Genomic DNA, 12,184 nt, shown 5'->3' on the forward strand with positions numbered 1-12,184 from the left:
GCCCCCGACCAGCGCGCCGGGGCGGGGGGGGGGGGGCCCGGGGGGGGGCCCCCCCGCCGGGGGGGGGGGGGGGCGCGGGGGGCCGGGGGGGGGGGGGCCCCCGGGCGGGCGGGGGCCCCCCCCGCTCCTCGTCCGCCGTCGTGCCGTCTCGGCGTTTGCCGCCCGGCCGTCTCAGCCCAGCGGCGGGAGGTCGTCGCGCAGCACGTCGCGGCGGCGCACCCGCCATCCGCCGTCCACCGCGACCACCTCGTCCTCCATGACCGTGCTCAGGTACGCCTCCGGGGCGCCCTCCCGGGCCGTCTCCACCAGGAGCACGTACCCGCGGGTGGCCAGCGCCCCGTCGGCCAGCTCGGTCACGGCCAGGGAGGTCAGCAGGTGACGTCGTACGACCCCGCCGGCGCGGCGCGCCTCGCCCAGCCTGCGGGTCGCCTCGCGGATCCTCTCCCGGCCCTGGACCGGGCCGGGCAGCGCGTTGCTCCGGAAGACGGTGTCCTCGGTGAACGTCCCCGCGTACGCGTCGACGTCGTCGCCGTCGGCCGCGTGCATCTGGCGGGCGTAGAAGTCCAGGAGGGACTGACGGCGGGCGGCGGTAGCGGTCACGGAGACTCCTCGGTCGGGGTGCGTGGGGTGTGGGGACGCAGGCTGGCCCCGCCGGCTCGGCGGGCGCTCGGGCGGGCCTTGTTCACCATCGCTCGACGGCCGCTCGAGGACGGCTGGAGAGGCTGCCGGAATCCGCCGGAATCTGCCGGGTGAAGGGAATGGGGGAGCCGTCGTGGTCGTACAGCGTCGTGAGTTCTCGGAGGGAGCGCCGGTCCTGCTGGGCGCACTGCCGCGCCAGGCGGCACGCCGGTCCGGGCGGCACCTCGCCGTGGAGGCCGCCGGCAGCGCCCTGACCTACGCGGAGCTGGACGCGCGGGTCGACGCGATCGCCGCCCGCCTCGCCGGACTGCTCGGCACCGGGCGGCGCGAGGTCGTCGCCGTCTCCTCGGTCCTCGGAGCCGACTTCCCCGCCGTCTACTACGCGGTGGCCCGCGCCGGTCACATCGTCGCGCCCATAAACCCCTTCCTCCCGCCGCCCGCCTGGCAAGGTCTCCTCAGCTCCGTCGGGGCCGCGGCCGTCGTGCTCTCGGCGGACGTACGGGCCACGGTGGGCCCGGCCCTGGCCGCCGTGCCGTCGCTGCGGGCCGTGGTGACCTTCGAGGAGCTGCCCCACACCCCGGAGGCGGGAGCGTACGAGACCGCCCCGGCCGGTCCCGACGACATCGCCGCGATCATGTTCACCAGCGGCAGCACCGGCCGTCCCAAGGGCGTCGCCCTGACCCACCGCAACCTCCTCACCGGCGCCCGGCAGATCGGCGCGGCGCACGGCGTCGGCGCGGACGCCGTCGTGCTCAACGCGCTGCCGCTCTACCACCCGATGCACCTCAACGCCGCCGTCACGGCCGGCGCCACCCAGCTCCTCGCGGCGGGCCGGGACCCGGCCGGCGCGATCCGGCTCGCCAGGGAGCGGCGGGCCACCCACTTCTACGCCCTGCCGTTCCAGCTGGCCGCCCTCGCCGAACACCCCGAGCCGCGGGCCCTCGCCCTGCCGGACGTCCGGCTCGTCGGCACGGGCGGGCTCCCGCTGCCGCCCGCCACGGCCGACCGGCTGGGCACGTCCTTCGGCGCGCCCCTCGTCCAGGGGTACGGGCTGACGGAGACGGCGGGCCTCGCCCACTCCGCCGGTGCCGGGGGCGCCCCCGAGGGCTCGGTCGGCCCCGCCCTGCCGGAGGCCGCGACCCGGATCGTCGACCTGACCACCCGCGAGCCGGTGACGGACGGCGGGCTCGGCGAGATCGAGATCGCCGGCCCGCACGTCGCGCTCGGCTACGTCTCGCTGGACGCCCTGGGGCGGCTCGCGGTGACGCCGGCCGCCGGGCGGGACGGCTGGTTCGCCACGGGCGACGCGGGCCGGCTCTCGCCCGAGGGCGACCTGTACGTCCTCGACCGGGTCGTCGACCTCTACCACCACGACGGCGCCCTCGTCTCGCCCGGCCGGGTGGAGCGCCGCCTCGCGGCGCACCCCGCCGTCCGGGAGTGCGCGGTGCTCGGCCTGCCCGGGCCCGGGACCGAGGGCCCGCTCCTGACCACCGCGTTCGTGGTGGCACGGGACGGGGCCGAGGACACGTGGGAGGAGCGGCTCGCCGCCGGGGGAACGGAAGGCCCCGAGACCGAGCGGGTGCACCGTGTCGTCCGCGTCGGCGCCCTGCCGCGCCTGCCCAACGGCAAACTCGACAAGGCCGCCCTGCGCGCACTGGGCGCCCGTCCCGCCGAGGCGGCGGTCTCCGGATGACCGATGTCCGGCCCGAGGTCGTACGGCGGCCGTTGGGGGCGCGGTGCGACCGGGCCGACGGGTACCAGCACCGGCTCGCCGATCCGCTGCCGAGCCCCCGCGACATGCTGGCCGCCGTCGTCGCGGGGAAACTCCGGCCGGGCGACCGGTCGCAGGCCGCGCTCATCCCCGTACACCCGGAACCGCACGGCGGGTTCGGGTCCGATCCGGCCGGGACCTCCGCCACCTGGATCGGGCACGCCACCTACGTCGTACGGATCGGCGGGCTCACCGTCCTCACCGACCCCGTGTGGTCGTCCGCCATCCTCGGGGCGGGCAGCAGACTCACCCCGCCGGGAGTGGAGTGGGACGCCGTCGGGACGGTCGACGCCGTGGTGATCAGCCACAGCCACTACGACCACCTCGACGCCGCCACGATCGACCGGCTGCCGCGCACGACACCGGTGTTCGTGCCCGCCGGGCTCGGACGGTGGTTCAGGAAGCGCGGGTTCGGCGGGGTCACCGAGCTGGACTGGTGGGAGGAGGCCGAGCTCGACGGGGTCCGGTTCGGCTGTGTCCCGGCCCGCCACTGGAGCCGCCGCGGCCCCTTCGACCTGTGCCGCACGCTCTGGTCGGGCTGGGTGCTGTCCGGCCCCGGGCACCGGGTCTACTTCGCCGGGGACACGGCGTACGGGCCGCACTTCGCGCGGATCGGGGAGGCCTTCCCCGGCATCGACCTGGCGCTGATGCCGATCGGCGCGTACGAGCCGCGCGCCCTGCTCTCGCACGCGCACGTCAGCCCGGAGGAGGCCGTGCGCGGCTGCCTCGACGCGGGCGCCGCCCGGATGGCGACGATGCACTGGGGCACGTTCGCGCTGTCGGGCGAGCCGCTGCTCGACCCGCTCGAACGGGCCCGCGCCGCCTGGCGGGAGACCGGCCGGGCGCCGGCTGACCTGTGGCCGCTGGCGGTCGGGGAGGGCCGGTCGCTGCCGCCGGCGCCGTAGCCGTAGACAACGCGCCGTACGCGCCGTACGGGATGTGAGGGCATCCCGTACGGCGCGTACGCGTATGGGGCGGCCCGGCTGTCCGGGCGGTCAGCGGCCGCGGGGCACCGAGCGCCAGGAACCCGCCGCCTGCGAGGTGTGCGACCTGCTCCAGCGCGCCGCTCGGTCGGTTCCGCTGCCCGCCGGGCGGGGCGGCTCGCGGTGCAGCGTCGCGAGCAGGGCGGCCGTCACGGCGGCGACCTCCTCCGGCGTGGGGTTGCCGTTGAGGATCCGCAGGGGGCGGACCGGCGTGGCGGTGGACTCCGCCGGGTGCGGCGGAAGCGGGAACGGGGTCGATGCGCTCATGGCGGTGGCCTCCTGCGGGGAGGGGCGGGCCCCTCGGACGGACGATGGACGGACGGATGGTGTGTGAGGCGGGCCTGGGGACAGATGTACGGGGCCCGGCCGGACGGCAGGTGTACGGAGTGGGGCCGGACAGGTCCTATCGGGCGGCGAGGTCCTCCAGACGCCCGGCGAAGTCCTCCGGCGAGGGCAGGGCGGCGATCGCCGAGCGCAGCCGCTGGGCGGTCGCAAGCGCCCGGCCGCCGTAGAGGAGGTCGGCGAGATGGCGGCGCAGCCGCAGGGAACTCCCGGGTTCCCGGGGCTCCTCGGCGGCGACGAGCCGGCGACCGGCGCCGATCCGGTCCAGCCGGTCGCCCGCGGGACGGGTGTCGGCGATCACGAGCTGGGTGACGCCGTGGGCCGCGGCCTCCAGGGTCACGTCGGGGCCGCCCTCGTGGGCGACGGCCACACAGGTGGCCAGGACCGGGCCCAGCAGCTCCGGTTCGGCGAACCGGAGCTGGGCGCCGGCCCGGCCGAGGGAGCCCAGGACCCCGGTCACCCGCGCCCGCTCGGCGGCGGGGACGAGGACGATCACCTCGACGTCGAGACCGAGCGCGGCCCGGGCGACGAGGAGCAGCCGCTCGGGCTCCCAGCTCCGCGGGGAACCGGGCGGACCGGGGCGCAGACACACCCGCAGCAGGTGGTGCGGCTCGCGCAGCTCGTACGGCAACTGTCCGGCGTGGCACGTGGGCTGGCGCACGGACAGGCCGTCCGTCTCCTGGTTCCCGCGCAGCCCCGGCGGGCAGGGGTCGATGCGGACCGGCGTCGCTCCGTCGGCGCTCCGGTGGTCGAGCGGCGTCCACCGTACGACCCGCGCACCGGGACGCGCCCCGGCCGTCGTGTCGTCCTCCGCCGACACCACCAGGTCGGGGAGCCAGTCGCGGCCGGGCGGCGACGTGCCCCGCAGTGCGGCGGAGCGAGGGGCGCCGGGCGGCCCCGCCGTGCGGACGTCGTGGCCCGCGGACGCGCAGGCCTGTGCGGCGGCCGTCATCGCGAGCAGGTGCGACACGGAGTGCCGTGCGGTGAACAGGACACGCATGGGTTCCCCCTCGGCCGCGCCGTGCGCTCCGTCGCGCACGCTCTTGCGACCAGGGGACCCCCAGGCGGTCCAGCCTCGTTAGGGGGACGCTGGAGTCCGAACGTCAGGCGTGGTGGGAGGCCTGCCCGGCGCGCTCCCGCAACTCCTGGCCGAGGCGCCGGAGGTCGGGCGAGGGGAGCAGCCCGAAGCGCTCGTCGAGGCGGGCCCTGACCGACTCGTACACGCCGAGCGCGCCGGACACGCGGCCGGTGCGCGCCAGAGCGGTCATCAGCAGCCCGTGCAGTGCCTCGTGGTGCGGGTGCTCCTCGACCAGGGCGGACAGCTCGGGCAGCAGCCGCTCCCCGGCGCCCAGCCGCAACTCGGCGGTCAGGCACCGCTCCAGTACGTCGGTACGGCTCTGCTCCAGGCGCATCGCCTCGAGGCCGAGGGCGGGACCGTCCTGGACGCCGTCGAGCGCGCGCCCCTTCCACAGGGCGAGGGCCTCCCGGAACCGGGCCGCCGCGGCCGTGTCGTCGCCGGTCTCGAAGGCCGACTGCCCCTGGGCGCACAGCCGGTCGTACGTGTGGACGTCCACCGTGCCCTCGCCGACGAGGAGGGCGTAGCTGCCGGGCCGGGTCACGAGGACGTCCCGGGCGGCGCGCGGGTCGTTGAGGGCCTGGCCGATGAAGTTGCGGAGCTGGAGCACGTACGTCTGGACCGTGATGTGCGCCTTGGGGGCGGCGGCCGCCCCCCACACCTCGTCGACGACGGCGGAGACCGGGACGGCCTGGCCGGCGTGGAGGGCGAGCAGCGCCAGGATCCGGCGGGGCTTGCGGGCGCTCGGGGTGATCGGAACACCGGCGATGGCCGCGGAGAACGGGCCCAGCATGTCGATCCTCATCGGTGCCTCCTCCTCGTCGTGGGTTCCACCGTCGCACGGGCCCGTGGCGGCGGACCAGTGAGCGCGAAACAGACCGAGGATGAACCGTGCCCGGCCGGACCGTGACGGATTCATGGTTCCGGTGCACGGTGACGCGAACGGCTCACAGCCAGCCGGAGGTCTGCGCGATGCGGATGGCGTCCACCCGGTTGCGGGCACCGAGTTTGTAGACGACGGCCGTGAGGTAGTTCCGGACGGTGCCGGACGAGAGGTAGAGCGCGCCGGCGATCTCGTCGACGTCGTCGCCCTCGGCCGCGAGGCGCAGGACGTCCGCCTCGCGCGGGGTCAGCGGGGACTCGGCGGCGCCGAGCGCGGCGAGCATCAGCTGCGGGTCGAAGACGCGCTCGCCCTTGGCGATGGCGCGGATCGCGTCGGCGAGCCGGCCGGGCTCCGCGTCCTTCAGGAGGAAGCCGCGCACCTGCGCGTCCAGGGCCCGGCGCAGATTGCCGGGCCGGCCCAGGCTGGTGAGGATCAGCACCTTGGCCCCGGCGCCCCGCCGGTGCAGGGCCTCGGCGGCCGCGATGCCGTCGACACCGGGCAGTTCGATGTCGAGGACGGCCACGTCGGGCTTCAGCTCCTCGACGCGCGGCACGATGTCGGTGCCGTTCTCCAGCTCGGCGACGACCTCGATGTCGGGCTCCAGGGAAATCAGTTCCACCAGAGCACGGCGCAGCATGCGCATGTCTTCGGCGATCAGGATCCTGATCAAATCTCGTTCCACCCCCGCGGACTCCGTGGACTCCGTGCGCACGCGCACGACGACGTGCGCACTCGCACGACGGGGATGGAGCGTACTGGCTATTTTCGATCGCCGCGCGGGGGTGGGACGGCCGGATTCGAACGACGACGGAGGCGGCCCTGGAGCGGCCGCCTCCGTCGTCTTCGACTGTTCACACGATCGTCAGGAGGTACTGGGGAGTAGCCCCGGTCGGAGGAACATCAGAGAGGCCTCAGAGGAACAGCGGGGTCGGGTTGAGATCTTCGTACGGCGTCGGAGCGGCCAGTCTGCCGAGGCTCACGGGCACGTCGTAGAGGCGGCCGGGGGCGAAGCGGTCCCAGAAGTGCCGCATGCCGGGCACGATCACCTTGACCACCGGGAGTCCGACGTCGGGGCGGGTCTGGTCCAGGACGAGGAGCTCCATGCCACGCTCGCGCACCGCCTCCCCGATCGCGGTGACGTCCTCGCGGAGGTCGGTGCGCGGGACGTACGAGAAGTCGGCGGGGCCGCGCAGCGGGGCCTGCGGATCCGGCAGCAGGTAGGGGAGGGCGGCCGCGGTGGCCGACTGCCACCAGCGCAGCAGCCGTTCGTCCCGGCAGCCGTATCCGGTTCCGTCGGCCCGGACCTCGGCGACGGCCGGCATCATCTGGTTCGCCTCGGCGAGCGCGCGGCACAGCGCGACCTTCGGGTCGAAGTGCGCGCCGAATCCGAACAGGATGTCCTCGGCGGGCTTGTCGGTGCGCCGCGTGACGGCGGTGAACGTCGGGACGCCGAAGTCGGCGGTCACGTCGAGGACCCACACCTCGCGACCGAGCGAGGCGTGCAGCTCCCGCATCCGGCCGATCCAGGGCTCCTCGAAGGCGTCGAGGTCGACGCCGGGCTGACGGGTGCGGTTGTACCACCAGAGGGCGACCGCGTCCCGCTCGACCAGTTCGAGGAACCCCTGGACGATCGCGTCCTCGGGGCTGCTCCCGGCGGCGTTGCCGTTCGAGTCGGCCCGGACGTGGCCGAGACCCGGGGTGCGCGGGGCGTCGAAGTAGAGCAGCGCGGTGGGCAGCAGCCGGTGCTCGCCGCGGGTCACCGACCAGACGGGCGTCCAGTCGACGGGCGCGTCGTCGTCGAAGGGCTCCATGCCCTGGCGGGGGTCGTAGAGCTGGCAGGCGGCGGGGTGGACGGCCCGGTCGGCGACCTCGCGCCAGCTCGCCCGTACGGTCGGCTCGTCGCCCTCGTACATCCCGGAGTGCCGCTCCAGGGACTCGCACAGGGCGCCGACGCGGGCGTCGAGTTCGGACATGCCCTTGCCACCGCTCTCGCTGCGCAGGTGGGCGTCGGGCCCGGTCAGGCCGCGCGGTCCCCGGGCGTGGTTGTGTCCGGCGCGGAAGGAGTTGAGCCCGGCGGGGCCGCGGGTGTCGCGCTGCACGGCCTTGACGACGCCGGTGATGGGGCTGATGAGGTGCTCGTACCGCCGCAGGGTCTCTTCGGCGGTGGCGGAGCGGTGGCCCGAGCCGGTGAGGTCGGCCTTGGGGCGGGACCGCACGGTGACGGGGGCGAGGACGCGGCGCGCCACCAGGCCGGGGTTGCCGCACCCGGGGCACTGCGGGCGGGCCCGCAGCGGGTGGACCCGGGTCGTGAGGCTGAAGGTGTCGAAGGTGAGGACGCCGTCCTGGCCGGGGTGGCGGTGCCCGCCCAGCCACTTCACGCACTCCGCGACGGCGAGCTGGTTGCCGAGGAGGAGGCTCGCGGGCGTCTCGGCCGGCGGGTGCGCGACCGGGCGGCCCAGGGCCCGGCGCAGATGGGTCTCGGCGCCCCGGTGGCCCGAGAGCCGGTGGGACAGGCACTGCCAGCAGGGGCCGTCGCCGGGCCGGAACAGCGGCCCGATCCAGGGGGTGGTGCCGTGTGGCTTCGCGAGCAGCCAGGGCGTGCCCGTCGCGCGCTGTTCCGCGTCGACGGCGGCGAGCTCGGGGTCGAGGTAGTTGTCGCAGACGACCAGGGTGAGTTCGGCGGGGGCACCGGTGGCGACCGCGTCGCCCGGGACGCCCGCACCGTTCGTCAGCAGCAGGCCGGACGCGGTGCAGGCCTGCTCGGCGGCCCGGGCGTCGGCGCCGCCGACCGCCCGGACCCGTACGGTCGAGAGGGATAACGGGCCGGGAGCGCCGGCCAGTTCCCAGTACGCGGCGGCCGCGGCCGCCGTGGGTGTCGCCGGCGCCGGGTCGCGGTTCAGAAGGTCGGCCTCGTTGAGACGGCCGATCGCCAGGGCGACGTCCCGGGGCGAGCAGTGGGGAGAGGCTTCGGCGACGAGGGACCGGAAGTCCCTGGTGCCGTCGAGGAGTGGTGCGACGACCGCGACCCGCGCGTCGTCGAAGGCGGTGATGCCCCGTTCGGAGATGACGTACGTCGCTTCGCCGGGCACGACCTCGGCCCGCAGATGCTCCTTGAACCCCATGCGCATGCGTGTGCCCCTCCCCTTGCGTGTCGGACGTACGGGATCAGTGGCCGGCCGAGGACAGCGGGGCGAGGGCGGCGGCGGGCAGGGCGCGGATGCAGAGGGTGAGGAGCGTGGTGCCGTCGGGGGCTATCGCGGCGTACTCCTCCGTGACGGCGCCGAGCCCGGTGCCGGCCGGGATGACCGGGGCGGTGGCGCCCTCGTCGAGGTCGATGCCGGACTCCTTCAGGACGGCGTCCGGGTCGCTGGCGTAGCGGGCGGCGAAGGCCGGGTCCACGAAGGTGTGGAGCATGAGCTCGGCGAAGGCCAGCTCCTGCTCGATCGAGCCGATCTCCAGGGCCGTGACGACAGACTTGTTCATGGCAACTCCCGTGATGTCAGCGGTTGGTGAGGCCGTGAGGCTCGATAGGAGTAGACGAAACTTCGCGACTTCTCCACAAGTGATCCCTTCACCCTCACCGACATGAGATTTTCACCACGGTCACAATTCGCTCCAGTCGGCGGATCGGCCCGCGATACGGACATCCGGACGCCCAGAATCCGGCCACGGAGCGACATGAAGCGGATCCGTGTGGTTATGATCCGGCCATGGGTGGCCCCGGGGGAGGGGCCGACAGGGGGCTGGATCCGATGACAGCACAGGGCACCTCTCGACTCAGACTCACCGCGCTGCGCGCGGGTGCCACGGAACGGTCCGGCGGCAAAAGGGAGTTGTCGGCCATCAGTTCCGCCGCTCCGGCTCCCCGCATCGCCAATGTCCTGGTCGTGGTGGTCTTCCTCGGCTACCTGCTGATGCAGGCCGTGAACGTCCTCGAACTCGCTCCGGGGAGGTCGGAGCTGACCGCCTGTCTCATCATTCCGCCGGTGCTCGCCGCCCTCCAGTACGTGCACTTCGCACCGCACCTCGCGCACCTCAGGCGGCGGCTGCACCCCTGGTCCCTGATCCTCCAGGCGCTCGTCACCTTCGTGCCGTTCGCCCTCTTCGGATGGCACTGGGGAGGCATGGCGGGCTTCCTTGCCGGATCGTTCCTCCTTCGGCTTTCCCCGGTCCTGGGCTGGGTGCTCTACGGACTCACCGTGGCCGGCGTCATGGCGATCTCGGCGACCGAGCAACTGCGGCCCGTCGACATCGCCTACATGGGCGTCTCGACCGCCCTCACCGGCCTGGTCCTGTACTCCATGGCCCGGCTCGCGATGCTGGCCACCGCCATCCACGACTCGCGCGGCGAGCTCGCCCGCATGGCCGTCGCCAGGGAACGGCTCCGCTTCGCCCGGGACCTGCACGACCTGCTCGGCTACAGCCTCTCCTCCATCACGCTGAAGAACGAGCTGATCCAGCGGCTGATCACCAGCAACCCGCAGCGGGCCTGCGAGGAGGTCACCGAGGTCCTCGTGATCTCCCGACAGGCCCTGGCGGACGTCCGCGAAGTGGCGCGCGGCTACCGGGACATGTCGCTCCTCGTCGAGGCCGAGTCCGCCGGATCGGTGCTCAAGGCGGCCGGCATCAGGGCCGAGATCGAGGTGGAGTGCACGGGGCTCTCGTCGATCGCGAACACGATCCTGGCGACCGTGCTGCGGGAGGGCGTCACCAACGTCCTCCGGCACAGCCAGCCCCGCACCTGCTCCATCACGACCAGCGCGGACCCCGAGCGGAAGGGGTTCATCCGGCTGGAGATCGTCAACGACGGGGTGGGGCAGCGGGGGCTCGTCGACTCCGACAGCACCGGCACGGGACTCACCAACCTGGCGACCCGGGCAGCCGCCGTGGGCGGCCGGCTGCGCAGCGGCGTGGACCCCGGGGGCACCACCTTCCGGCTCGTCGTCGCCGTCCCGGCCGACGCGGCCGCCGTGAAGGACGGTTTAGCCCTCCTGACGGAGGATCCCCGGGCGGAGTGCCCCGCCGAGCCCGCGCCGGCCGAGCGCCCCACCCTGGAGTCCCGGCGCAGTGCCTGACCGGGGAGCGGGCGTCAGACGCCCTTCAACTGCCGGGCGAGACGCCTCTCCAGGTCGCTGAGCGGCACCTCGACGCAGAGCCGCTCCGGATGGCCGGGCGGCGGGCCGGGTGTCGTCGCCCAGGCTCTGGGCGTGGTCGTCGCACCCCGGCCGCCCGCCGGGGGCGCGGGAGTGGGTACGGGCGCGGGGGCGATCGGCGCCGTGGTCGTGATCGGTGCCTCGCTCGGGCTCGTGTCCGCGGTTCCCGTCTCCGGTCCGTGGTCCTCGCTCTCCCCGTACAGGATGCGCCGCAACTGGTCCTCGGGCAGCGGCAGCCAGCAGGATCCGAAGGCCACCAGGGCCCGGTAGCAGCCCAGGGCCACCCGTACCACGTGTCCCAGGGCGCGGTTCGGCACTCCGTGCACCGCTCGACCTCCGTTCGTGGGCGGCGGCCGGGGCCGGGGGGTCCCTCGGGCCGCCGCCGTCCCCGGAGCGTCGTCCGCGCCGCTCACGTCCGGCTCGAACACGGGTGGAACGGCGGCCGACGGCCGCAGCCGCTTCAGAGCCAGTGGCCGACGACTCCTGCGATATTCGAGCGGGCGGTGTCAGCATGCTCCCGGGGTTGTCCTGCCGTTCGCCGAACGGACGACTCGGACAAGCCGATGCCAGGCCGTGGCCGCCGAGAGGAGCGAGGGATGGCCGTGCGCGACACCCGTCGGGGTGCGGTGCCCGCGAACGGTCGGGACCCGGTCTGGTGGAGGGGCGGGCTCGATCCCGCACGGCCGCTGGTGCTCGTCGTCGGCGGGGCCCTGGGCGGCGGCCCGGAGTGCGTCCGGCTCCTCGGCCGGCTCGTGGCCTGCGGACACGCCGTGGTCGCCGTGCGCCTGCCCCGGCCCGTGCCGTGCGCCGAGTGCACCGCCGCCTCCGTCTCCCGGCTGATCGACGCCCACGCCCCCGCCGCGGACACCGGACGCGCCCGCGTCATCGGCTTCGACCTCGGCGGACGTCCCGCGCTCGCCGCCGCCGCGACCGACCCCCGGATCGACTCCGTCCATCTCGTCGGCGCCCCGGTCTCCCGGCTCTTCGAGGAGGCCGACCGGATCCTCCGCCTGCCCCCGGTGGCGGTCGACGCGCTGGTGGACGCCACCGGGGCGACGGGCGGCGAGCAACTCCCGTACCTCCTGGGCGGTCTGGCCCTGCGCCCCGAGCAGCTGTACGAGATCCGGGGCCGGGTGTGGGTCGGCCACGCCCCCGACGACCCGCTCACCGCGCCCCAGGACCTGGCCCTGCTCAAACTGACCCTGGAGCGCTCCGTGTTCCACGACTTCGGCCCGACCGGGGGGACGTCGCCGCGCGGCGGGGCCGTGTACCGCTGGCTGGTCGACGGGGTGCGCAGGGCGGGTTCGGCGGCGCGCTGACACCTGCCGGACGCGCGTC

The 12,184-nt window shown here is 74.9% G+C and carries 12 protein-coding genes; 4 read left to right on the top strand and 8 right to left on the bottom strand.

All coding sequences use genetic code 11. The features are described 5' to 3' along the window. Positions 1 to 171: 171 nt before the first annotated feature. Positions 172 to 600 (bottom strand): nuclear transport factor 2 family protein, encoded by a 429-nt coding sequence (locus ACIBG6_RS12975; RefSeq protein WP_399222636.1) that lies wholly within the window; start codon positions 598 to 600, stop codon positions 172 to 174. A gap of 172 nt (positions 601 to 772) precedes the next feature. Here ACIBG6_RS12975 and ACIBG6_RS12980 point away from each other — a divergent pair, with 172 nt between their 5' ends. Next, positions 773 to 2,332, top strand: coding sequence for a class I adenylate-forming enzyme family protein (locus tag ACIBG6_RS12980; protein WP_399222638.1), 1,560 nt, complete (start codon positions 773 to 775; stop codon positions 2,330 to 2,332). Further along, entirely contained in the window at positions 2,329 to 3,315 is a 987-nt protein-coding gene (locus ACIBG6_RS12985; RefSeq protein ID WP_399222640.1) for an MBL fold metallo-hydrolase, read from the top strand. The genes ACIBG6_RS12980 and ACIBG6_RS12985 overlap by 4 nt, the downstream gene beginning before the upstream one ends. Positions 3,316 to 3,405: 90 nt before the next feature. Here the strand turns inward: ACIBG6_RS12985 and ACIBG6_RS12990 are convergent, their stop codons facing one another. From ACIBG6_RS12990 to ACIBG6_RS13015, 6 genes are all read right to left on the bottom strand, one after another. Continuing rightward, positions 3,406 to 3,660 (bottom strand): acyl-CoA carboxylase epsilon subunit, encoded by a 255-nt coding sequence (locus ACIBG6_RS12990; RefSeq protein WP_399222641.1) that lies wholly within the window; start codon positions 3,658 to 3,660, stop codon positions 3,406 to 3,408. A gap of 136 nt (positions 3,661 to 3,796) precedes the next feature. Continuing rightward, entirely contained in the window at positions 3,797 to 4,735 is a 939-nt protein-coding gene (locus ACIBG6_RS12995) for a glycosyltransferase (RefSeq protein WP_399222643.1), read from the bottom strand. Positions 4,736 to 4,838: 103 nt separating this feature from the next. After that, positions 4,839 to 5,615, bottom strand: coding sequence for a BTAD domain-containing putative transcriptional regulator (locus tag ACIBG6_RS13000; protein ID WP_399222644.1), 777 nt, complete (start codon positions 5,613 to 5,615; stop codon positions 4,839 to 4,841). A gap of 142 nt (positions 5,616 to 5,757) precedes the next feature. Continuing rightward, complete coding sequence (locus ACIBG6_RS13005; RefSeq protein ID WP_399222702.1) at positions 5,758 to 6,363, bottom strand: DNA-binding response regulator; 606 nt, start codon at positions 6,361 to 6,363, stop codon at positions 5,758 to 5,760. Between the two features lie 241 nt (positions 6,364 to 6,604). Then, positions 6,605 to 8,821, bottom strand: a complete 2,217-nt coding sequence (locus tag ACIBG6_RS13010) for a TOMM precursor leader peptide-binding protein (protein ID WP_399222645.1) — start codon at positions 8,819 to 8,821, stop codon at positions 6,605 to 6,607. A gap of 37 nt (positions 8,822 to 8,858) precedes the next feature. Beyond that, positions 8,859 to 9,176: a hypothetical protein gene (locus tag ACIBG6_RS13015; RefSeq protein ID WP_399222646.1), complete on the bottom strand. Its 318-nt coding sequence runs from the start codon at positions 9,174 to 9,176 to the stop codon at positions 8,859 to 8,861. Between the two features lie 269 nt (positions 9,177 to 9,445). Here ACIBG6_RS13015 and ACIBG6_RS13020 point away from each other — a divergent pair, with 269 nt between their 5' ends. After that, positions 9,446 to 10,768, top strand: a complete 1,323-nt coding sequence (locus ACIBG6_RS13020; RefSeq protein ID WP_399222647.1) for a sensor histidine kinase — start codon at positions 9,446 to 9,448, stop codon at positions 10,766 to 10,768. Between the two features lie 14 nt (positions 10,769 to 10,782). Here the strand turns inward: ACIBG6_RS13020 and ACIBG6_RS13025 are convergent, their stop codons facing one another. Next, a complete protein-coding gene (locus ACIBG6_RS13025) occupies positions 10,783 to 11,172 on the bottom strand; it encodes a DUF6059 family protein (protein WP_399222648.1) in 390 nt (129 codons plus the stop codon). Between the two features lie 270 nt (positions 11,173 to 11,442). Between ACIBG6_RS13025 and ACIBG6_RS13030 the strand changes: the two genes are divergently transcribed. Continuing rightward, positions 11,443 to 12,165 (top strand): alpha/beta fold hydrolase, encoded by a 723-nt coding sequence (locus ACIBG6_RS13030; protein WP_399222650.1) that lies wholly within the window; start codon positions 11,443 to 11,445, stop codon positions 12,163 to 12,165. Positions 12,166 to 12,184 lie beyond the last annotated feature (19 nt).

It is taken from the genome of Streptomyces sp. NPDC050842 (assembly GCF_044456565.1).
GTDB lineage: Bacteria > Actinomycetota > Actinomycetes > Streptomycetales > Streptomycetaceae > Streptomyces.